At 69.9% G+C, this 21,061-nt stretch carries 18 protein-coding genes and 1 riboswitch; of the genes, 3 read left to right on the forward strand and 15 right to left on the reverse strand.

The features are described 5' to 3' along the window. The first annotated feature begins 5 nt into the window (after positions 1 to 5). Positions 6 to 626, forward strand: coding sequence for a TetR/AcrR family transcriptional regulator (locus tag OG905_RS06540; protein WP_328666647.1), 621 nt, complete (start codon positions 6 to 8; stop codon positions 624 to 626). Between the two features lie 109 nt (positions 627 to 735). After that, complete coding sequence (locus OG905_RS06545; protein ID WP_328682078.1) at positions 736 to 1,614, forward strand: carbohydrate kinase family protein; 879 nt, start codon at positions 736 to 738, stop codon at positions 1,612 to 1,614. 63 nt (positions 1,615 to 1,677) lie between these two features. On the opposite strand, the gene OG905_RS06550 is transcribed toward OG905_RS06545, so the two are convergent. The 3 genes from OG905_RS06550 to OG905_RS06560 all read right to left on the reverse strand — a co-directional run bounded on the left by OG905_RS06550 (position 1,678) and on the right by OG905_RS06560 (position 6,237). Next, entirely contained in the window at positions 1,678 to 2,469 is a 792-nt protein-coding gene (locus OG905_RS06550) for an SGNH/GDSL hydrolase family protein (protein WP_328666648.1), read from the reverse strand. Positions 2,470 to 2,641: 172 nt separating this feature from the next. After that, on the reverse strand, positions 2,642 to 3,571 hold the full coding sequence (locus OG905_RS06555) for a M23 family metallopeptidase (RefSeq protein WP_328666649.1): 930 nt from the start codon (positions 3,569 to 3,571) through the stop codon (positions 2,642 to 2,644). A 2-nt stretch (positions 3,572 to 3,573) separates the two neighbouring features. Further along, positions 3,574 to 3,731, reverse strand: a riboswitch (cyclic di-AMP (ydaO/yuaA leader). A gap of 400 nt (positions 3,732 to 4,131) precedes the next feature. Further along, a complete protein-coding gene (locus OG905_RS06560) occupies positions 4,132 to 6,237 on the reverse strand; it encodes an alpha-galactosidase (RefSeq protein WP_328666650.1) in 2,106 nt (701 codons plus the stop codon). Positions 6,238 to 6,418: 181 nt separating this feature from the next. Between OG905_RS06560 and OG905_RS06565 the strand changes: the two genes are divergently transcribed. Continuing rightward, complete coding sequence (locus tag OG905_RS06565; RefSeq protein ID WP_328666651.1) at positions 6,419 to 7,231, forward strand: tyrosine-protein phosphatase; 813 nt, start codon at positions 6,419 to 6,421, stop codon at positions 7,229 to 7,231. Between the two features lie 10 nt (positions 7,232 to 7,241). Here the strand turns inward: OG905_RS06565 and OG905_RS06570 are convergent, their stop codons facing one another. From OG905_RS06570 to hpnC, 12 genes are all read right to left on the reverse strand, one after another. Beyond that, entirely contained in the window at positions 7,242 to 7,370 is a 129-nt protein-coding gene (locus tag OG905_RS06570) for a DUF6126 family protein (RefSeq protein ID WP_443043900.1), read from the reverse strand. 19 nt (positions 7,371 to 7,389) lie between these two features. Next, entirely contained in the window at positions 7,390 to 7,977 is a 588-nt protein-coding gene (locus tag OG905_RS06575; RefSeq protein ID WP_328666653.1) for an XRE family transcriptional regulator, read from the reverse strand. 59 nt (positions 7,978 to 8,036) lie between these two features. Then, positions 8,037 to 9,422: an aspartate aminotransferase family protein gene (locus OG905_RS06580; protein ID WP_328666654.1), complete on the reverse strand. Its 1,386-nt coding sequence runs from the start codon at positions 9,420 to 9,422 to the stop codon at positions 8,037 to 8,039. Beyond that, a complete protein-coding gene (gene dxs / locus OG905_RS06585) occupies positions 9,419 to 11,299 on the reverse strand; it encodes a 1-deoxy-D-xylulose-5-phosphate synthase (RefSeq protein WP_328666655.1) in 1,881 nt (626 codons plus the stop codon). The genes OG905_RS06580 and dxs overlap by 4 nt, the downstream gene beginning before the upstream one ends. A 25-nt stretch (positions 11,300 to 11,324) precedes the next feature. Then, positions 11,325 to 12,491 carry a flavodoxin-dependent (E)-4-hydroxy-3-methylbut-2-enyl-diphosphate synthase gene (gene ispG, locus OG905_RS06590; RefSeq protein ID WP_328666656.1) on the reverse strand — a complete coding sequence of 389 codons (1,167 nt, stop codon included), beginning with the start codon at positions 12,489 to 12,491 and terminating at the stop codon, positions 11,325 to 11,327. 4 nt (positions 12,492 to 12,495) lie between these two features. After that, on the reverse strand, positions 12,496 to 13,518 hold the full coding sequence (gene hpnH, locus OG905_RS06595; protein WP_328666657.1) for an adenosyl-hopene transferase HpnH: 1,023 nt from the start codon (positions 13,516 to 13,518) through the stop codon (positions 12,496 to 12,498). Between the two features lie 5 nt (positions 13,519 to 13,523). Then, positions 13,524 to 14,177: a phosphorylase family protein gene (locus tag OG905_RS06600; RefSeq protein WP_328666658.1), complete on the reverse strand. Its 654-nt coding sequence runs from the start codon at positions 14,175 to 14,177 to the stop codon at positions 13,524 to 13,526. Continuing rightward, positions 14,177 to 16,189, reverse strand: a complete 2,013-nt coding sequence (gene shc / locus OG905_RS06605) for a squalene--hopene cyclase (protein WP_328666659.1) — start codon at positions 16,187 to 16,189, stop codon at positions 14,177 to 14,179. The genes OG905_RS06600 and shc overlap by 1 nt, the downstream gene beginning before the upstream one ends. A 143-nt stretch (positions 16,190 to 16,332) precedes the next feature. Next, positions 16,333 to 17,409 carry a polyprenyl synthetase family protein gene (locus tag OG905_RS06610; RefSeq protein WP_328682079.1) on the reverse strand — a complete coding sequence of 359 codons (1,077 nt, stop codon included), beginning with the start codon at positions 17,407 to 17,409 and terminating at the stop codon, positions 16,333 to 16,335. Positions 17,410 to 17,447: 38 nt separating this feature from the next. After that, on the reverse strand, positions 17,448 to 18,818 hold the full coding sequence (hpnE, locus tag OG905_RS06615) for a hydroxysqualene dehydroxylase HpnE (protein ID WP_328682080.1): 1,371 nt from the start codon (positions 18,816 to 18,818) through the stop codon (positions 17,448 to 17,450). 103 nt (positions 18,819 to 18,921) lie between these two features. Next, the gene (gene hpnD, locus OG905_RS06620; RefSeq protein WP_328666660.1) at positions 18,922 to 19,860 is read right to left on the reverse strand and encodes a presqualene diphosphate synthase HpnD; all 939 of its coding nucleotides are present in this window, start codon (positions 19,858 to 19,860) and stop codon (positions 18,922 to 18,924) included. An 8-nt stretch (positions 19,861 to 19,868) separates the two neighbouring features. Next, positions 19,869 to 20,789: a squalene synthase HpnC gene (hpnC, locus tag OG905_RS06625; RefSeq protein ID WP_328666661.1), complete on the reverse strand. Its 921-nt coding sequence runs from the start codon at positions 20,787 to 20,789 to the stop codon at positions 19,869 to 19,871. Positions 20,790 to 21,061 lie beyond the last annotated feature (272 nt).

The following is a 21,061-nucleotide window of genomic DNA, read 5'->3' on the forward strand; positions in this document are numbered from 1 at the left end:
AGGACGTGGCCAGAGTCCGGTTGAATGTGGCGGAGAGGCGTGAGGAACTGCTCGGCGCCGCCGTCGAGCAGATCGAGGAACACGGCGTGGCGGCCGTACGGATCGCCGATGTCGCCTCCGCGCTGGGGGTGAGCAACGCCCTGGTCCTCTACCACTTCTCGACCAAGGAGAAGCTCGTCGCCGCGGCCTTCACGTATGCCGCCGACGGCGATCTCGCCCATCTGCGCAAACTGCTGGGCCGCCGCACCACGGCGCTGCGCAGGCTGCGCGCCGCGGTCCGCTGGTACGCGCCGACGGGGACGGCCAAGGGCTGGCGCCTGTGGATCGAGGGCTGGGCGGCCGCACTGCGTGAGCCTGCCCTGCGCGAGGTGGCCCGCGATCTCGACCAGCAGTGGAAGGCCGCGCTGACCGAGGTCATCGCGGAGGGCGCGGCGGCGGGCGAGTTCCCGTGCGAGGACCCGGCGGCAACGGCCTGGCGGCTGACGGCGTTTCTGGACGGGCTCGCCGTGCAGATGACCTCGTACGCGGGGTCGCTCTCGCGTGCCGCGATGCTGGAGTGGACCGACGAGGCGCTCGCCCGTGAGCTCGGCGTGGAACGCGAGGCGCTGACAGCCGCCGCACGCTGACCCCGCCCACCGGTACGCCGAACCGGCTGGGCAGTCATACTGGGCGACTGTGTCTCACCTGTCGCAGCATCAGCAGACCGATCAACTCCCCTACAACACACAGGATGTGCTGGTCGTCGGCGGAAGCGGCGTCGACACGGTCGTCCGCGTGGACTCCCTGCCGGTTCCGCTCGCCGACTCCGTCGGCGTCGGCCCGATCCGCGAATGGCCCGGCCACACCGGCGGCAATGTGGCACTGGGCTGCCGGGCACTGGGACTGAAGGTCACGCTCCTCGACTACATCGGCGACGACTGGCCCGGACGCCAGGTCCAGGACCGGCTCGCCGCCGGCGGGGTGGACTTCGAGCCGCTCATCTCCCCCGCCGGTACCCGGCGCGCGGTCAATCTCGTCGATCCCTCGGGCCGCCGGATGTCGTTCTACGACGCCCGCGATCCCGGGGAGTTGCGCATGCCGCGCGAGGTCTACCTTCCCCAACTGCGGCGGGCCCGCCATGTCCATCTCTCGATCGTGAACTTCGCCCGGTTCCTGTACGACGACATCGAGAAGCTGGGCGTCCCGGTCTCCACCGATCTGCACGACTGGGACGGACTGGCCGACCACCAGCGGGAGTTCGCGCTCCGCTCGGACCTGGTGTTCCTCAGCGCGGCGGGCGCCGGCGAGCGGATCGCGTCGGTGATGCGGGAAATCCTGCGCGACGGACGGGCCGAGGCCGTGATCGCGACGGCCGGTGCGGGAGGCTCGTATCTCCTGACCCGCGAGGGCAGCAGCACCCCGCGGCCGGTCCCCGCCGTGGTGCCGCCCGCCCGGGTGGTGGACTCCAACGGCGCGGGCGACGCGTATGTCTGCGGCTTTCTCTACGGGCGGCTGGCGGGCCGTGATCTGGAGCAGAGCGCCCGGCTCGGCGCGCTGGCGGGCGCGCACGCCTGTACGGGCGAGGGCAGTACGGCGCTGATCGGCGCGGCGGAACTCCTGGCGGCACAGATCTGACAGTCGGCCGCGGGGCCGCCGGACCGACCCCGTGCGCCCGTGGGGCGCTTCACCCCGCCGCTGTCACAGGGGCAGCAGATTCGGCCGCTTGGCCTCCACGTGGTCGCCGGAGCTCTCGCCGCGCAGCCGGCGGCCGATCCACGGCACCAGATGCTCCCGCGCCCACTGGATGTCGTCGCGGCGCACTTCGAGCGTGCCACGGGGCGGCAGCGGCGGCCACGGCTGGTCGGGGTCGGCGGGCACCTCGATGCCGAGGACCTGGGCTGCGCGCAGCGCGACCCGGGTGTGCCCCTCCGGCGACAGATGGAGCCGGTCGGCGTCCCAGGCGCGCCGGTCCTGGACGGACCTGAGCGACCACAGATCGAGTACGGGACAGTCGTAACGGTCGGCAATGGCCCGTACATGCGCGGTGTACGTGGCGATCTTGCCGCGGAGATGGCGCAGCACCGGGACGTCGCGGGTGTCGAAGCCGGTGGTCACCATGACCGTCCCGACGGCGCCGGTGAGGTCGGCGACCGCGCGCTCGAATCGCTCGGCCACGTCGTCCGGGTCGGTGCCGGGCCGGATGATGTCATTGCCGCCGGCGCAGAACGTCACCAGGTCCGGGGCCAGTTCCTTGGCCCTTGGCACCTGTTCCTCGACGATCTGGTCGAGGAGGCGCCCACGCACGGCGAGGTTGGCGTACCTGAAGGTGTGCTCCGGCATCCGGTCGTCGAGCAGGACCGCGAACCGGTCCGCCCAGCCGACGTACATCCCGTCGGGGCCCGGGTCGCCGACGCCTTCGGTGAAGCTGTCACCGATCGCCGCGTACGACCCGAATCCGCCGCTGTTCACTGTTCTCGAATCGTCTGCCACAAGAACTGATCCTCCCCTTACGGATGTGACCTACGCGACCGTAAGGAGGGGTTGACGAGGGGTGATCTTTGCCACCGGTCAAGATTCGTCCAAGGCGGAATACGCCGGATCCCCCCGCGCCGCGGACTGCGGCACGAGGGGACGAGGGCGTGATCACCGCGTCGGACGGGCGTCAGACGGTGACGCCGTGCTGACGCAGGTACGCCAGCGGGTCGATGTCCGAACCGTAGCTCGGGCCGGTGCGGATCTCGAAGTGCAGGTGCGGGCCCGTGGAGTTGCCGGTGGTGCCGGAGAGGCCGATCTGCTGGCCGCCGCTCACGCTCTGGCCGGCGGAGACGGCCAGGGAGGAGAGGTGGGCGTACTGCGAGTAGCTGCCGTCGCTGTGCTGGATGACGACCTCGTTGCCGTACGCGCCGCCCCACCCGGCGGAGACGACGGTGCCCGGACCGACAGCCTTGACCGTGGTGCCGGTGGACGCTGCGAAGTCGACACCGGTGTGGTAGCCGCTGGCCCACATCGAGCCGGCGAGGTGGTACGGCGTGATGACGGTCGCCGCGTCGAGGGGGGTCGTGAACCCGGAGCTGCCGGTCTGCGGGGCGCTCTTCGCCGAGCCGGAGTCCGTGGAGGCCTTGGCCGCGGTCTTGGTGGCGGTCTTGGTGGCGGACCGGTCCTGGCTCTTCTCGCGGTGCTGCGACTTCTCGGGAGCCTTCGCCTTCGAGGCGGCGCCGAGGGTGAGCTTGAGGCCCGGGTGGATCAGCGAGGGGTTGTCACCGACCCGCTCGCGGTTGTCCTCGTACAGCTTCTTCCAGCCACCGCGGACATTGTGCTCGTCCGCGATCTTGGAGAGATAGTCGCCGACGACGACGGAGTACGTCGTGGGTGCGGCGGCCGGCTTGTGCGGGGCCTTGTACGCGGCCGGTACTGCGGCGGCGGTCACTGCCGCGTGCGACGAGGCCGCGACGGGGGCGGTTTTGCCCGCGGCGTGCGCCCCGGTGGCACCCATGAGCGGGATCGCGATGGCGGCGCCACTTGTGCCCGCTGCGACGAAACCGCGGGTGATCGGGCTGGTCTTGGGACGGCGGTGCTTACCCTTTGCGGGCATGGCGCTTTCCTCTCCGGCGCCGGCGAGGTGAGCTGTCGGGTTCGGGCTGGAGATGCCCGGCCGCGCGGTTGCGCTGCTTAACCCCGAGCCGTTCCGGAAGTGCGGAATCGGCGTACTACCTGGGTCCCCCGCTCCTGCCACACGTGGGTGGGTTCGAATTCCGGGCGGCGGCAGGATTTGGCGATCCGTCCGGATTGCCGTGAACGTAAACGAGCCGGGCCGACCGGAACAAGCCACCGCAATTACGGATCACGAGCTGGCGCGATATCGCCGGAGAATTCCCGTTACGCTCCGTCAATCAATGATCTTCCCCGCCCCGCCAGGCAACGGATTTCGTATCCGTCACGCCGCCACACACCGTGACAAATATGATCCTGCTCACGAGGCATGCCCCATCCCCATTGCAGACGGGGCAGGTTATGCCGAACCGCCCAATTCGGACAGAAGCACCATTTGGTGACTATCGACCGATCGGGCGCACTTTTCCCTCAGATCTGCCATTCCGAGAAATTCCGAGACGACTATTGTCCCTTTTCAGGCGTATCCTCCGGACCTCTCAGTCACGGTTGCCACTGCCCGAGCCGCCGCAGCCTGATCACCATGGCGTCCAGGTCACCCTTGAGTCCCGTGTGCAGACCGTGGTGCAGCAGTACCGACCCACGGTGCACGGCTCCGGTGTCCAGGCACTCGTAGACCGCCGCCGGATCGAGACCGCGCAGCCGGAGCCGCGGCGGCTGTTCGCCGTAGTGCTGCGCCTGCAGCCAGGCGAGGACGACGGTCTCCTCGCCGCGTAGGTACTGGACGGCGCTGAGCCCGCCCTCGGGCGCGCGCAGCCGGTACAGCTCGCCGTGCTGCACCAGCGGCCTGATCTTCTTGTAGAGCCCCACCCAGCCGCGCGCCTCGGCGAGCTCCTCGTCGGTCCACTCGGTGAGGTCTCCGCCGACCCCGAGGACCCCGGCCATCGCGCTGACGAAGCGGAAACGCAGCGTACTGACGCGGCCGTTGAGCTGGACATTGGGACTGTCGGTGACCCAGGCGGCCATGACCCGAGCAGGGTGCAGCTGGGTGAAACCCTGCTGGATGGCGAGCCGGTCCAGCGGGTCGGTGTTGTCGGAGGTCCACACCTGGTCGGTACGCGCGAGGATGCCGAGGTCGATCCGGCCGCCGCCGCCCGAGCAGGACTCGAAGGCGACGGAGGGATGCGCGGCCCGCAGCCGGTCCAGCAGTGCGTACAGCGCGTGGACATGCTCGACCCACAGCTTCTGCGGGTACTCCTCGCCGGGCCAGCCCGCGTCCGTGAAACAGCGGTTGAAATCCCATTTCACATAGTCGATGGGGGCATTGGTCAGCAGGGCGTCCAATTGCTCCCACAGATAGTCCTGTACGTCCCCGCGGGCGAGATTCAGCACCAGCTGATTGCGGAATTCGGTCCTGGCGCGGCCCGGATGGTGCTGCACCCAGTCGGGGTGCGCCCGGTAGAGATCGCTGTCGGCGTTGACCATTTCCGGCTCGACCCAGATCCCGAACTGCATGCCCAGCGCGTGCACTTCGCCGGCGAGCGGCCCCAGGCCCTTCGGGAAGCGCTCGGCGCTCGGGGTCCAGTCGCCAAGGCCGGCGCGGTCACTGGTGCGCTGCCCGAACCAGGCGTCGTCGACGACGAACAGCTCGACACCCATGGCCGCGGCCCGATGCGCGAGCGCCCGCTGCTGCTCCTCGGAGATGTCGAAGCCGGTGGCCTCCCAGGAGTTGTAGAGGACCGGCCGTTCGGCCGCGGCGTCCGGAATGACGTGCGCCAACTGCCAGGCGTGCCAGGCCCGGCTGGCACCGCCGAAGCCGCCGTCGCTCCACAGCCCGGCGAAGACGGGCGAGGTGTAGGACTGCCCGGGCGCGAGCCGCAGCAGCCCTGAGTCGTCGTAGCCCGCCCCGCCGGTGATCTGCACCAGGCCGTCGGGCAGTCGCTGTACGCAGATCCGCCACGATCCGGACCAGCCGAGCGCCACGCCGTACACCTCGCCGTGCTCCTCGGTAGCCTCCTCGGCGTCCAGCGCCACCCAGGGCAGATGCTGATGCCCGGTGTGGCCGCGGCGGCTGCCGATCACCTTCTCCCCGTATGTCAGTTCCGACCGTACGAGCAGGGATTCGGCGGCCCACCGGCCGTGCAGCCGACTGAGCCGCCAGCCGTCGCGCTGCGGCAGCGTCCAGGCGGCCGCATCGGCCCTCAGCAGCTCCAGATCGGGTCCCTCGCCCTCATGGGCGACGGTGACCCAGCGCTCGATGACATCGGCGTCGTCGCGCATCCGGTGGTGCAGGGTGAGACCGAGTCCGTGCACGGCGTCCGTGAAGCGCAGCCGCAGCTCGTCGCCGTCCACCGCGGCCCGGGCGAAGGTCCACTCGGTGCCGCGCACCTCGGCCGTGCGGACGGACAGCGCCGGGCGTACGAAACGCGGGCCGCCCTCGACCGGATACTCCTCGTGCCCGTCGAGCTGGGACTCGAACGGCCAGTACGGCGGCAGGCCCTGTGCCGCGAGCGCCTCGGCGTCGGCGCCCGGGATCCGTGGCCCCCAGTGCAGATGCAGCAGCTCGTCGTCGTCCGTGAGGTGAAGTGCGTAACTGCTCGTCGGTCCGGAGAGAACCCACGTACGTCCGTTGCCAACGCTCTCAATCATCCCGACCCCTCAGATACTCACAGGTCCGCACAGGCCCGAACATCATCCGACGGGGGTCGCCGCCCCCGCAACGCCCTTGAGGCGACAGACCGAAATGATTGCCTGCTAAAGCGATGTCGTATCGTCGGCAACGCGCCATCGTCGGCGAGGAGCGCCGACGGCAGTCACCTCAGGAGCCCACGTGACGCAGCAGCTGCCGCAGGCCCCCTCGTCAGAGCCCGAGCTGACCGGAGTGCGCAATTTCCGTGATGTGGGCGGCCTGCCGACCGTGGACGGCAAGCGGGTGCGGCACGGCCGGCTCTTCCGCAGCGGTCATCTGGCCCACGCCACCGAGTCGGACGCCTCGTTCCTCGCCACGCTCGGTCTGCACACGATCTTCGACTTCCGCAATGCGGCCGACATGCGTCTTGAGGGCCCGGACGTCGAGCTGCCCGGCGTACGCAATGTGAATCTGCCGCTCACCGACCCGGCCGACGGCGCGGAGTTCTGGAAGATGGTCCGGGACGGCGATCTCGACCAGCTGCGCTCGATCCTCGCGGACGGGAAGGCGGCCGGCCGGATGTCGGCGTCGTACCGGAGGATCATCAAGGAGCGCACCGCCGAGCACAGCAGGGTCCTGCACGCGCTGGCCGAGGACAGCGTCCCGGCGCTGATGCACTGCGCGGCGGGCAAGGACCGCGCCGGTCTGTCCATAGCGGTCTCGCTGCTCGCGGTCGGTGTCGAGCGGGAGGCCATCGAGGCGGACTACCTCAAGTCCAATGACCCGCACCGCCGTTATCTGGTCCGCCGCGGCGACACCTCTCCGGCCGCGATGTCCCCCGAAGTGATGGAACTGCTCGCCCCGCTCTTCGACGCGCGCGCCGAGTATCTGAGCGCGGCCTTCGACACGATCCAACAGACCTGGGGCGACACCGAGCGCTACCTCGGCGAGGGCCTGAAGGTGAGCGCCGAGACCCGGGAGCGGCTGCGAGAGCGTCTCCTCGACGAGGCGTGACCGCAGCGGCTCAGCCCTTGTCGCCGAGCGTGAACAGCAGATACAGGAACGCGGCGAACAGATGGCCCGCCACCAGATAGGCGAAGAGCCGGATCACGAGCCCTCGGGGGAACTTCCCCTCTTCGTTGTGCTGGGACATGGCGGGCCTTTCGCGTGTGTCAGGCATGCGGATGGATGTCGGGGCTCTGCAGCAGCGTGTGTACGAACAGGAGCTGGGCCCCTTCGCGTGTGGCCGCAGCGATGCGGTGCGGGGTCTGTGAGTCGAAGTGCGCGCTGTCCCCGGGGCTCAGCTCGTGCACGGCGTCCCCGAGCGCCAGCCGGAGCCGCCCGTCGAGGACGTACAGCCACTCCTCGCCCGGGTGCACCCGCACCAGATCGCCCTGGGATCCGTACGGCACGACCAGCCGCAGGGCCTGCATGGCCCGGCCGGGGCCCCCGGCTCGGTGGTAGGTCCAGCCGTCGGCCGACGAGGGCTCCTTGCGCCCGGCGCGGATGATCGGCTCGCGCTCGGGTGCCGACTCGCCGAGGAGCTCGGCGACCGTCGTACCGTAGATGCGGGCGAGGCCGAGCAGCATCGGCAGCGAGGGCTGGCGGCGGCCCGTCTCGAGCCGGGACAGATGGGCGGGGGAAAGCCCCGCGCGCTCGGCGGCGGCCTCCAGGGTGAGACCGCGGCGGCGGCGCAGATCGCGCAGTCGCGGTGCGACATCGGGCAGCTCGTCAGCCGCCTCTCCGGCAGGAATGGTCATGCGTCCATTGCGCCAGGAGGCTGCCTCTGAGGCAAATTTCTTGCCCCAGAGGCAAAAGGTCAGCGATTCGCGACGGCCTGCTTGACCAGGGTCTTGCCGAAGTCCCACATCAGTCCGCCACCGCCGTGGGCATCGTCCATCACGGCCGTGAAGGCCTCCACGAACCGGTCCACCTCCCGCTCGCCGATGGTCAGCGGCGGAATCAGCTTGATCACTTCCAGATGGTCGCCGGAGACCTGGGTGAGGATCCTGTGCTTCTGCAGCAGCGGCACCACGACCATCTGAGCGAACAGACCCTTGCGGGCCGCCTGCAGCATGGTCCAGCGGCTGCGCAGCTTGATCGAGTCCGGCCGGCCGAACTCGATGCCGATCATCAGGCCCCGCCCGCGCACCTCGTGCAGCAGCTCATAGCGGTCGACCAGCGCGGCAAGTCGGGAGCGCAGCAGCTCTCCGGTCGCCCTGGCGTTGGCGACGATCTGCTCGTCCTCGATCACCGAGAGCACCGCCAGCCCGGCAGCCATCGCCTGGGCGTTGGATCCGAAGCTCGCCGAGTGCACAAGGACCCGGTCCATCGAGGAGTAGACCTTCTTGAAGATCCAGTCCTTGCCGAGGGTGGCTCCGACCGGTACGTAACCGCCCGAGAGCGCCTTCGCGACACAGACCAGATCCGGCTCGACCCCTTCCTCGTGCTGGTAGGCGTAGAAGTCGCCGGTCCTGCCGAGGCCGGTCTGCACCTCGTCGGCGATCAGCAGGGCCTTGTGCTTGTGCAGCAACTCCTGGGCCGCGTACAGGAATCCGGCCGGAGTTGCGTGCACCCCCTTGCCCTGGACGGGCTCCACGACGAACCCCGCCACATCGCCGCGCTTCAACTCCCGCTCCAGCGCGGCCAGATCGCCCATCGCGATCGCGGTGTCGGGCAGCAGTGGGGCGAATCCGTCCCGGAAGCCCGCCTCGCCGTTGACCGACAGGGACCCGGTGGTCAGCCCGTGGAAGGCGTGGGAGCAGTAGATGATCCTCGGCTTCCCGGTCGCGTACCGGGCGAACTTGAGGGCGGTCTCGACCGCTTCCGTACCGCTGTTGCCGAAGAACACCCGGTCCAGGTGCGGGCTGTGCGCCAGCAGCTTCTCGGCAAGCAGCCCCGGCAGCGGCTGGCAGTCGAAGCGGGTGAGGTCGGCGAGCGAGGCGTCCAGGACGTCGTGCAGCGCCTTGCGTACGACGGGGTGGTGCCGGCCGAGCCCCATCACTCCGAAGCCCGCGAGCATGTCGAGATAGTCGTTGCCCTCGGAGTCCCAGAAGTACGCGCCCTCGGCCCGTTCGTAGACCTTGTCGAAGCCGATGGTGTGCAGCATGCGCGGCAGCTGGTGGTTGAGATGTCTGGCGTGCAGCTCGTAGCGCTCGCCTCCGCGCTCGGCGAGCAGCTGGGCCAGGTCGAACTCCTTGCTCATTGACCGTTCTCCTTGACTGCCATGGCAGCGCTGATCCGTCCCGCGATCTCCACCGGTGTGAGCCCTATGTCGGCGAGCACTTCGCCGCGCTTGGCGTGCGCGAGGAACTGCTCGGGGATGCCGAAGGTACGCAGCGGCACATCGACGTCCGCGTCCCGCAGCGACTGCCCGACGGCCGAACCGACGCCGCCGTTGCGGCTGTTGTCCTCGACCACGGCCACCAGGCGGTGCTGGGCGGCGAGCGGCGCGAGCTGTTCGTCGACGGGCTTGACCCAGCGCGGGTCCACGACGGTGCACGCGATGCCGCGCCCCCGGAGCAGTTCCACGGCCTGCAGACAGACGGACGCCAGGGCTCCGACGGATACCACAAGCACCTCGGGTTCGATGTCCCGGTGCAGTACGTCCATCCCGCCGATCCGGCCGATCGCCTCGACCGGTTCGCCCACGGACTCCTTCGGGAAGCGCAGCACGGTTGGCGCGTCACTGACGTCGACGGCCTCGCGCAACTCCTGGCGCAGCCGGTCGGCGTCGCGCGGCGCGGCGATCCGCAGTCCGGGTACGACCTGGAGGATCGACATGTCCCACATGCCGTTGTGGGAGGGCCCGTCGACGCCGGTGACGCCGGCGCGGTCGAGCACGAAGGTCACTCCGCACTTGTGCAGGGCCACATCCATCAGCAGCTGGTCGAACGCCCGGTTGAGGAAGGTGGCGTACACGGCGACGACCGGGTGCAGGCCTCCGGTGGCGAGCCCGGCCGCGGAGACGGCGGCGTGCTGCTCGGCGATCCCGACGTCCCACACCCGCTCGGGGAAGCGCTCGGCGAACTTCGTCAGACCCACGGGGTGCAGCATCGCGGCCGTTATCGCCACGACGTCCGGCCGCTGTGCCCCGATCTCGGCGATCTCGTCCCCGAACACCGACGTCCAGGAAGGGCCGTTGGACGGTGCGAGCGGCTCGCAGGTCAGCGGGTCCATGATGCCGACGGTGTGGAAGCGGTCGGCCTCGTCTTCCAGGGCGGGCTGGTAGCCGCGGCCCTTCTCGGTCAGACAGTGCACCAGAACGGGGCCGTGGAAGCGTTTCGCCCGGCGCAGCGCCGACTGGACGGCGGCGATGTCGTGCCCGTCGATCGGGCCGACGTACTTCAGGCCCAGATCCTCGAACATCCCCTGTGGCGCGAAGGCGTCCTTGAAGCCCTTCTTCGCGCCGTGCAGCGATTCGTACAGCGGTTTGCCGACGACGGGCGTGTGCTGGAGGACATCCTTGCCCCAGGCCAGCACCCGCTCGTAGCCGTCGGTGGTACGCAGTGTGGCGAGGTGGTTGGCGAGGCCACCGATCGTCGGCGCGTAGGAGCGTTCGTTGTCGTTGACGACGATGATCAGCGGCCGGTCCTTGGCCGCGGCGATGTTGTTGAGAGCCTCCCAGGCCATGCCTCCGGTGAGCGCGCCGTCCCCGATGACCGCGACGACATGGCCGCTGCTGCCGAGCACCTGATGGGCCTTGGCAAGGCCGTCGGCCCAGCCGAGCACGGTGGAGGCGTGGGAGTTCTCGATGACGTCGTGCTCGGACTCCTCGCGCGAGGGATAGCCGGAGAGCCCGCCCTTGCCGCGCAGCTTGGAGAAGTCCTGGCGGCCGGTGAGCAGCTTGTGTACGTAGCTCTGGTGACCGGTGTCCCACAGGATGCGGTCGACGGGCGAGTCGAAGACCCGGTGGAGGGCGACGGTCAGCTCCACCACGCCGAGGTTCGGTCCCAGGTGGCCGCCCGTTCTCGCCACCGCCTGCACCAGGAACTCTCTGATCTCCGCGGAGAGTTCTTCGAGTTCCGCATCGGTCAGCGCCTTCAGATCGCGCGGCCCCCGGATGTTCTCAAGAATCGTCACGGTCGGACCCCCTTCACTTGCTGGTTCAGCTCACGGTGACGGCGGGCGGCCCCGAGGCCGTCCCTGCGTCCTCCATGGATTCGGCGATCTTCATCGCCTCTTCGATGAGGGTCTCGACGATCTTCGACTCGGGGACGGTCTTGATGACCTCGCCCTTCACGAAGATCTGACCCTTCCCATTGCCCGACGCCACGCCGAGGTCCGCTTCCCTCGCCTCGCCGGGACCGTTGACGACACACCCCATGACGGCGACGCGCAGCGGCACCTCCATGCCCTCAAGGCCTGCCGTGACCTGGTCGGCGAGCTTGTACACATCGACCTGGGCCCGTCCGCAGGACGGGCAGGAGACGATCTCCAGGCGGCGTTGGCGCAGATTGAGCGACTCCAGGATCTGGATTCCGACCTTGACCTCTTCGGCGGGCGGTGCGGAGAGCGAGACCCGGATGGTGTCGCCGATGCCCTCGCTGAGCAGCGCCCCGAAGGCGACGGCCGACTTGATCGTCCCCTGGAACGCGGGCCCCGCCTCCGTCACCCCCAGGTGCAGCGGATAGTCGCAGGCCGCGGCGAGCTGCCGGTAGGCGTTGACCATGACGACCGGGTCGTTGTGCTTGACCGAGATCTTGATGTCGCGGAAGCCGTGCTCCTCGAAGAGGGACGCCTCCCACAGCGCGGACTCGACCAGCGCCTCCGGCGTGGCCTTGCCGTACTTGGCGAGCAGTCGCCGGTCCAGCGATCCGGCGTTCACCCCGATCCGGATCGGAATCCTCGCATCCGACGCGGCTCGGGCGATCTCCTTGACCTTGTCGTCGAACTGCTTGATGTTGCCCGGGTTCACGCGGACCGCCGCACACCCGGCGTCGATCGCGGCGAAGACGTACTTCGGCTGGAAGTGGATGTCCGCGATCACGGGGATCTGGGACTTCCTCGCGATGGTGGCGAGCGCGTCCGCGTCGTCCTGGGTGGGGCACGCGACTCGTACGATCTGGCAGCCCGACGCGGTCAGCTCGGCGATCTGCTGCAGCGTCGCCCCGATGTCCGAAGTCCGCGTGGTCGTCATCGACTGCACCGATACGGGCGCGTCCCCGCCGACGGCGACCGGTCCGACCTGGATGCGCCGCGAGGTGCGGCGCATCGCGATCGGCCGGGCCGGCAGCTCCGGGAGCCCCAGTGCTACTGGCTCTCCTTGGGACATCACGTCACCCGCGGTTTCCCGAGACGGTGTCGCGTGCCGCCCTCAGGGACTCCTTGAGGGAGCCCATGGTGGCGAGGACGGCGGTGGGCTCGTAGCCGCAGTGCGCCATGCAGTTGGCGCAGCGCGGGTCCTTGCCGCGGCCGTACTTGCTCCAGTCGGTCTCCTCGATGAGCTCCCGGTAGGTGGGGACGTAACCGTCGGCCATCAGATAGCAGGGGCGCTGCCAGCCGAAGAGCGAGTAGTTGGGGATCGCCCATGCCGTGCAGGGGAAGTCGGCCTTGCCCTCCAGGAAGTCGAGGAAGAGCGGCGAGTGGTTGAGCCGCCAGCGCCGCCGGTTGCCGCCCGCGAAGGACTTCTTGAACAGCTCGCGGGTCTGCTCGACACCGAGGAAGTGCTCCTGGTCGGGTGCCTTCTCGTACGCGTACGCGGGCGAGATCATCATCTCGTCCACCTTCAGGTCGTCATTGAGGTAATTGAGCACCTCGATGACGGTCTGCGGGGTGTCGGTGTTGAAGAAGGTCGAATTGGTGGTGACCCGGAAGCCGCGCTTCTTGGCCTCCTTGATCGCCTCCACCGCCTCGTCGAAGACGCCTTCCTTGGCCACCGATTCGTCGTGCCGCTCGCGCAGCCCGTCGATGTGCACGGCGAAGGCGAAGTACGGAGAAGGGGTGAAGTTCTCGATCTTCTTCCGTAGCAGCATGGCATTGGTGCAGAGGAAGACGTACTTCTTCCTCGCCACCAACTGGCGCACGATCTCATCGATCTGAGGGTGCATCAGAGGCTCGCCGCCCGCAATGGAGACCATTGGCGCCCCGGACTCCAGGACCGCCCCCACCGCCTGCGCGACCGGCATGCGCTGCTTCAGAACCCCGGCCGGATGCTGGATCTTCCCGCACCCCTCGCACTTCAGATTGCAGGCGAAAAGCGGTTCCAGCTCGACGATGAGCGGGAACTTCTCACGCTTGCGGAGCTTCTGTTCAATGAGGTATGTCCCGACCCTGATGGTCTGACGGAGCGGCATGGCCATCTAGCTCACCTCCTGGGGAGCAGCAAAGAACGGTGCCATTCGAAAAAAGCAGGAAGGACGGCACGAAGAACACGGAAGGCTGATATTCCACCGCGCACCGTGCCAATACGGACCAGCTCATGCTCAGGAGCGTCCACGACCACCCGGACGGCCGCAACCGGGCGGGGCCCGGCGCTCAGAGCGCTACGGAGTGTGGCCGCGGACTCCATGTCCACGGCGATCGCCCCGCCGGCGTGCAGCTCGGCCCGTTCGTGTCCGCGGACGACATGGTCGGAGCCGGTCAGCGGGCCGGTGTGCACCCTGTGTCCGGGCACTGCCCGGGTCACCGCCTTGACCAGCAGTTCCGTATCCGTACAGATCGTGGAGCCGTCGGCGTGACGGGTCTCTTCGGCGACCACCAGATCCCCGGGGTGCATCCCCGGGGCGAGCCCGGCGCAGAAGCCCGAGGCGACGACCGCCGCGTCCCGCAGTGGCTCTTCGCCCAGCGCCTCCAGCACGGCACGCTCCGCGCTGTGCGGGCCCATGCCGCTGCGGAGCACGGTCACCGGACCGCGTGCGCCACTGCGGTCGCCGGTGCGCAGGGCAAGTTTCTCGATGCCGAGCGCACAGGCGATCAGCAGCGGCGCTGCGGAACCGGACGGCTCCGGGGACCGGTCCATCAGCCCCCCTCTCGGTTGTCCGGGGCGCTGCCCGCAGGGTCGGTGAAGGGCTCGCCGTGCACATAGCGGCCGAGCGCCGTGAGCGGGAAGACCTGCCGGTAGAGGTGGTAGTTGATCGAGAAGTCCCAGGGGAAGCCGGTGCCGGTGAAGTACGGCTCGTCCCAGGATCCGTCCGCCTGCTGGGTCTCGGCGAGCCAGGCCACGCCCCGCTCGACCGTCTTGCTCTCGCGTTCCCCCGCCGCGAGCAGCGCGAGCAGCGCCCAGGCGGTCTGGGAGGCGGTGGACTCGCCGTGGCCGATCCAGTTCTGCTCGCGGTAGGAGCGCAGGTCCTCGCCCCAGCCTCCGTCGTCGTTCTGGACGGATTCGAGCCAACGCACGGCACGCCGGATCGCGGGATGCGAGAGGGGCATACCGGCCGCGGTGAGCGCCGGGACCACCGAGCCTGTTCCGTAGACGTAGTTGACGCCCCAGCGGCCGAACCAGGCGCCGCTGGGCTCCTGTTCGGCGAGCAGCCACTCGATGCCGCGCCGCGTACGGGGGTGGTGGGCCCTGCCCTCGTGAGCCAGCATCTCGACGACATGCGCGGTGACGTCCGCCGACGGCGGGTCGATCACCTCGCCGAAGTCGCAGAACGGCAGCCGGTTGGGAAACGCGCTGGTGTTGTCGGCGTCGAAGGCGGCCCAGGCACCGTTCCTGGACTGCATGCCCATGGTCCAGCGCGCGCCCCGGCCGATCGCCGCGTCCACCTGCTTCGGATCGGGGTGCCTGACGCGCCGCAGCGCGAGGATGACCTCGGCCGTGTCGTCGATGTCCGGGTAGTTGTCGTTGTGGAACTCGAACGCCCAGCCGCCCGGGGCGAGCCGGGGCTTGCGTACGGCCCAGTCGCCGGGCCGTACGATCTCCTCGGCCAGCATCCAGTCGGCGGCCTTGACGAGTGCCGGGTGGTCGGGTGCCAGTCCCGCGTCGGCCAGCGCGATGGTGGCCAGGCAGGTGTCCCATACGGGCGACTGACACGCCTCGATCATGCGTGCGCCGTCCTCGCGCCAGACGGCGAAACGGTCCAGCGACTCCAGGCCCGCCCTCATGACGGGGTGCTGAAGGTCGTAGCCGAGCAGATGCAGGGCGATGACGGAGTACACGGCGGGCGGCTGGATACCGCCCCAGCAGCCGTCGTTCTCCTGGCGCTCGATGATCCAGCGCGCGGCCGCGTTCATCGCGATCCGGCGCAGCCGACGCGGTGCGACCTTGTGATAGGCGTGCAGCACCTTGTCGGCACGCTGGAAGAATCCGTCCCAACTCGCGGCGGGAGCAAGGGGCTTGACCGGGTTCGGCGTGCGCGCGTCGGTGTGCAGCTCGTCGAGCGCGAACGGCGCGGGCCGCACCGGACGCTTCGCCGAGACGACCGTGAGCGGCACTATCGTCTGCCGGGCCCAGCAGCCGAAGTCGTAGATGTTGAGCGGGAGCCACTTGGGAAAGAAGATCAGCTCGGGCGGCAGCTCGGGGAGGTCGTCCCACTTCCACCAGCCGAAGAGCGCCAGCCAGATCCGGGTGAAGACCCGGCTCGCGGCGATGCCTCCCCGGTCCCTGATCCAGGCGGATGCACGCGCCATGTGCGGATCGTCGGGCCGGTCACCGGCCAGCCGCAGCGCGACGTACGCCTCGACGGTGGTGGAGAGCTCGCCGGGCCCGCCGTAGAAGGTGGCCCAGGCGCCGTCGTCGCGCTGCTCGCCCCGGATGAAGCGGCCTGTCGCCTCGGTGATGCGCGTGTCCTGGATGCCGAGGAACTGACGCAGCAGCAGATCCTCGGCGTCCATCGTCACATTGGTTTCGAGGTCGCCCTTCCACCAGCCCTCGGCGTCCTGCCGGCCCAGCAGATGCTCGATCGATCGTTCCGCGGCCCGGGCCGCGGCCCGGGCGACATCGCCGGCCTCGCGCGTGATGTCGGTAGTTCTCGTGGCCGCGGCTGCCACGGGCCCCGCGGGCCCGCTGCTTCCGTCGGTCGTCGCTGTCATGGCTTCCCCTTCGTTGCAGTGGCTCTCTGCTGTGCTGGGGTCTCCGTCGGCCGGTGCCCGGTCTCCCGAGCGCCGGCCGGCGACTGCATGGGGGTCTGGGGGCTAGCCCCCAGAAGACACGCATATGCTGCAGGCGATGGCGATCATCTCTTTCGTACGACGACGAAGTCCGCGAGCGCGACGAGCTGCGCCCTGACCTGCTCCGGCATGTCGACACCGCTCAGGGCCTCGATCGCGATCGCGTGCTGCCTGCGGGCCTCGTGCGAGGTCCACTCGCGACCGCCCGCCTCCTCGATCAGGGCCGCCCTGGTGGCGAATTCCTCCTCGGAGAAGCTGTCGAAGTCATTGCTCTTGGCATCGGCCGCGAGCAGCTCCCCCAAGCGCTGCGATGCCGGGCCGCCGGCGGCGAGAGCGGCGACGACCGGCAGGGACTTCTTGCGCTGACGCAGATCGCTCCAGGTCTGCTTGCCGGTGGCCTCCGGGTCGCCCCAGATGCCCAGCAGATCGTCGACGGCCTGGAAGGCGAGACCGAGGTGGTAGCCGTATGCCTCCAGCGTGTCGGCCATCTTGTCGTCGGCCCCGCCGAGCACCGCGCCGATGGAGCAGGCGCAGGCCAGCAGCGCGCCGGTCTTGTTGCCCTCCATCTCCAGGCACTCCTCGACGGTGACCCGCTCGCGGTGCTCGAAGGAGATGTCCTGGGCCTGGCCGTCGATCAGCTTGCGGGTGGCGGTGGTCAGGCGGCGGGTGGCGCGGCCCGCCTCGACGGTGCCGGGCTCCAGCAGCACCTCGCCCGCGAGCGCGAACAGCGCGTCGCCGACGAGGATCGCCTGGGCCGGTCCGTGCACCTTCCACACCGTGTCGCGGTGGCGGCGCTGCTCGTCGCCGTCCATCAGGTCGTCGTGCAGCAGCGAGAAGTTGTGCACCAGCTCCACGGCGACAGCTCCGGGGATGCCGACCTCGGGTGCGGCACCGGCGGCCTCGGCGGACAGCAGCGCGAGCGCCGGGCGTACGGCCTTGCCGCCGTCGCCGTCGGCGGGCCGCCCCTGCGCGTCGATCCAGCCGAAGTGGTAGGCGGCAACGGTGTCCATGGGCGGCGCGAGCCGGTTGACGGCCGCACGCAGCACCGGGGTGGACATGGTCCGCCCGCGCTCCAGCAGCGCGATGATGTCCAGGCTCTCTCCTCCGGCTGCGGTGTCTTCAGCCGGGTTCGCCGAGGGCACAGTCGGCACGGTCTCTCCTCTTGTTCCAGTACTGGTGCTCACGCCGCCTCCTTGAGCGGATGTTCATGGTGACGGCCGAGAGCGGAGAGTGCGGCGCCGGCGGCGCTGAAGCCGCTGCGTACGGCACCCTCCATGGTCGCGGGCCAGCCGGTGGCGGTCCACGCGCCCGCAAGGTACAGGCCCGGCGCTCTGGTACGCGCACCGGGTCGCAGCCGGCCGACGCCCGGGCTCGGGGCGAAGGTCGCCGTACGCTCCCGGGTGACGAAGAAGTCGCGGACTTCGGCTCCGCGCGTGGCGGGCAACAGCCGCTCCAGCTCGGGCAGATACCGCTCGCGCAGTGCGGCGACGGGCGTGTCGATCTCGTCCTCGGCGGCCGACTGGGACAGGGCCAGATACTGGCCCTCGGCAAGCCCCGAAGCCTCCGTGCGATCGAAGACCCACTGGACCGGCGTGCCGAGCGCGGCGAAGAACGGGCGGCGCAGAACCTTGCGGTCGTACAGCACATGGATGTTGAGGATCGGCGCGGTGCTGATGTCGAGCAGCCTGTCGGGGTCCTCCAGAGCCCCCTCGGGCAGCAGCGCGTGGGCCTCGCGCTGCGGTACGGCGAGCACGACGGTGTCCGCCTCCAGCAGTTCGCCCTCCACCTCGACCTGCCAACGCCCGAGATCCGCATGGGAGATGCCCCGGACGCGGGTCGACAGCTCGGTGCGTACCCCCGCCGAGTCGAGGGCCTTGCGGGCCAGCGTGTCGTGCAGTTCCCCGAGCGGCACGCGGGCCCAGCCGATGTCGGCGGCGCCCGGCTCGGAAAGCAGTCCGGTCTTGAAGACCATCGCGGCGAGCCCCATGGATGCGTGGGGCGCGGTGGCGTTCAGGGTCGCCACGCCGACGAGGTCCCACAGGGCCTCGATGGCGCGCCCCGACTGGCCGTGGCGGCCCAGCCAGGTCGCGAAGTCGATGCCGTCCAGCGCCGGGTCGGCGGGGTCGAGCTTCTGCAGCGCGAGCGCGGCGCGCCCGACGGCGGCGCGCTCGGCGAGCGAGAGGTGCGGATAGGTGGCCAGGCCGACGGCGAGGTGCAGCGGCACGGGCAGCGCGTTGCGGCGCAGCCGGCCGAGGCGCGGTCCGCGCTTGTGCGCCACATCCAGCACCGGTACGTCCAAACGGTCCTGGAGCGGGGCGAGATGAGCGCCGTCGATCCGGTCGAGGAACCAGCTGTACGCGGTACAGCAGCGCAGATACACATGCTGGCCGTTGTCGACGGTCAGGCCGCCCCGCCGGAAGGAGAAGGCGAGGCCGCCCAGCCGGGTGCGGCTTTCGACCAGGGTGACGCTCATTCCCGCCTCGGCGAGTTGCAGCGCCGCGGTGATGCCGGCGAGCCCTCCGCCGACCACCACCGCGTGCGGGGACCGCATGTCGTCGTCCGTCACGCGACCTCCCCCCGGTCCCGGTCCCGGTCCGATGCAGTCAGGGACGCCGCGCCGGAGCGGACGGTTGCCCGCCGGTTGTGCGCCCGCATCACACACGCCCCCTCAGGGTCTGCCGCGTGATGTGGCGGGCGTCGAGTCCGGACAGTCCGCGCACGGCGACGTACGCCTTCTCGCGCCCGGGCAGCGAGACGCGGCCGCGCAGCACCGCCTCGGGGTCGCGTTCGATGCGGTCGAGAAGCCGGCGGTAGATCCCGGCCATCGCGGCGACACAGGCGCCGCTGCGCCGGTCGAGCATGGGCAGCAGGCGGTAGCCCTCGGCGAACAGGGTGCGGGCGCGCCGTACTTCGAAGTGCACCAGGCCCGCGAAGTCGGAGCCGGGCGGCGGGGTCGCGGTGTGGAAGCCCGCGGAGCAGCCGAACTTGGCGAGGTCGTCGGCGGGCAGATAGGTGCGTCCGTTGGCCGCGTCCTCGCGAACGTCCCTGAGGATGTTGGTGAGTTGAAGGGCGAGCCCCAGCGTGTCGGCGTACTCGGCGGCGCGCTCGACGCCGCGCGCTCCGGGCTGAGTGCCGAACACGCCGAGGGAGAGCCGCCCGATCGCGCCCGCGACACACCGGCAGTAGACCTTGAGGTCGTCCCAGGTCTCGTAGGTCTCGCCGCGTACGTCCATCAGCACGCCGTCGATGAGCTCGTCGAGGCCCGCGAGTGGGAGAGGGAAGCGGCGTGCCGCGTCCGCGAGGGCTACCGCGACCGGGTCGGTGTCGTCCTGCTGGACCGCGCCGCGGCGGATCCGCTCCAGCACGTCCCGCGGGCCCTCCAGCCGGTTCCGCTTGGCCTCGGGGGCGAGCTCGCCGTCGCCGATGTCGTCGACGCGCCGCGAGAACGCGTACAGCGCCGACATGGCCTGTCGCTTGTCGGTGGGCAGCAGCCTGATGCCGTAGGCGAAGTTCCGCGCCTGCCTGCCGGTGACGGCCTCGCAGTAGCTGTACGCGGCCTGCACCGGCGCCGACACCTCCGTCGATCCCTCCATCGTCCGGCTCACCCCTCTCTACGCGCTCTTCGCAAGACTGCTCCCACCTCACGCAGCAGATTGGCCTTGGTCGCCTTGGGCGGTCCGGGCAGGACGTCGTGTCCGGCGGCAGCGATCGCGGTGAGGGCGGCACGCCCTCCGGCCACGAACCCGGCGAGCAGCAGCCGCAGCCTGCCGTGGACGCTGCCTACCAGAGGTGTGCCGTCATCCAGCAGTCGCCGGGCGCGATCCGCTTCGTATGCGATCAGCGCGCGCACCGAGACGCCCGCGGTCGGTGCGGCGAGATCGTCCTCCGTGACCTGGAACCGCTGCATGTCCTCGGCGGGCAGATAGATCCGGTCGCGTCCGAGGTCCTCGCCCACGTCCTGGAGGTGCTCGACGATCTGGAGCCCGGTGCAGATCGAGTCGGAGAGCCGGACGCGCTCGGGGCTGGCCGTGCCGGTGATCTGAAGTACGAGCCGGCCGACGGGGTTGGCGGACAGCTCGCAGTACGCGACGAGCTCGTCGTACGTCTTGTAGCGCCCCACCAGCTGGTCCTGGCGGTTGGCCTCGATCAGCCCGAGGAAAGGCTCCGGGGTGAGCGAGCGGCGGCGTACGAGCGGCTGCAGGGCGCTCAGCAGCGGGTGGTGCGGGTCGGCGTCGGCTCCGGCGAAAACGCGGCGCAGATCCGTCTCGAAGGCGTCCAGCATCACCAGCCGGTCATCCGCCTTCGCGGGGTCGACGCCGAGGTGGCGGGCGTCCGCGCCGCCGGGCGCGAGGTCGCCGTCGCCGATGTCGTCGACAAGGCGGGCGTAGCCGTACACCGCCATCAGGTCATCGCGCCAGGCGCGCGGCAGGAAGAAGGGGGCCACGGGAAAGTTCTCGTCCGCGGCCTTGTCGAGTGTGGCGCGCGCGGAAGCCTCGGCGCGCGCCTGCCGGGTGCCCGTCATTCGGAACTGCCCGGTGCGGGGACGGCGAGAGCCTCGCGGAGCTGGAGATTTTCCGTCATAGCCGTCACATCTCCCGTTCTACACTGCCGATCCAATCCATCCTATTTCGGACACGCCGCCGGTCCTCCCCACTCAGCGGAGACCGCCCGGCGGACGGCGCGCCACAGGTCCGGTCCGGCCGTATCGCCCCGATTGCCGCGATTCAGCACCGGTACAGCTTACGTTGTACAACGCGCGGTGATACGTCCGGGTGTTGCGCGCATTACAAGAAC

Source organism: Streptomyces sp. NBC_00322 (genome assembly GCF_036147535.1).
Taxonomy (GTDB): domain Bacteria; phylum Actinomycetota; class Actinomycetes; order Streptomycetales; family Streptomycetaceae; genus Streptomyces.

Bases quoted from the DNA above. Each gene is read 5' to 3' on its own strand.
- OG905_RS06555 (WP_328666649.1), bottom strand. From the start codon at position 3,571: ATGCCCGCAAAGGGTAAGCACCGCCGTCCCAAGACCAGCCCGATCACC.
- OG905_RS06560 (WP_328666650.1), bottom strand. From the start codon at position 6,237: ATGATTGAGAGCGTTGGCAACGGACGTACGTGGGTTCTCTCCGGACCG.
- OG905_RS06570 (WP_443043900.1), bottom strand. From the start codon at position 7,370: ATGTCCCAGCACAACGAAGAGGGGAAGTTCCCCCGAGGGCTCGTGATC.
- OG905_RS06575 (WP_328666653.1), bottom strand. From the start codon at position 7,977: ATGACCATTCCTGCCGGAGAGGCGGCTGACGAGCTGCCCGATGTCGCA.
- OG905_RS06580 (WP_328666654.1), bottom strand. From the start codon at position 9,422: ATGAGCAAGGAGTTCGACCTGGCCCAGCTGCTCGCCGAGCGCGGAGGC.
- ispG (WP_328666656.1), bottom strand. From the start codon at position 12,491: ATGTCCCAAGGAGAGCCAGTAGCACTGGGGCTCCCGGAGCTGCCGGCC.
- hpnH (WP_328666657.1), bottom strand. From the start codon at position 13,518: ATGGCCATGCCGCTCCGTCAGACCATCAGGGTCGGGACATACCTCATT.
- OG905_RS06600 (WP_328666658.1), bottom strand. From the start codon at position 14,177: ATGGACCGGTCCCCGGAGCCGTCCGGTTCCGCAGCGCCGCTGCTGATC.
- shc (WP_328666659.1), bottom strand. From the start codon at position 16,189: ATGACAGCGACGACCGACGGAAGCAGCGGGCCCGCGGGGCCCGTGGCA.
- hpnE (WP_328682080.1), bottom strand. From the start codon at position 18,818: ATGCGGTCCCCGCACGCGGTGGTGGTCGGCGGAGGGCTCGCCGGCATC.
- hpnD (WP_328666660.1), bottom strand. From the start codon at position 19,860: ATGGAGGGATCGACGGAGGTGTCGGCGCCGGTGCAGGCCGCGTACAGC.
- hpnC (WP_328666661.1), bottom strand. From the start codon at position 20,789: ATGACGGGCACCCGGCAGGCGCGCGCCGAGGCTTCCGCGCGCGCCACA.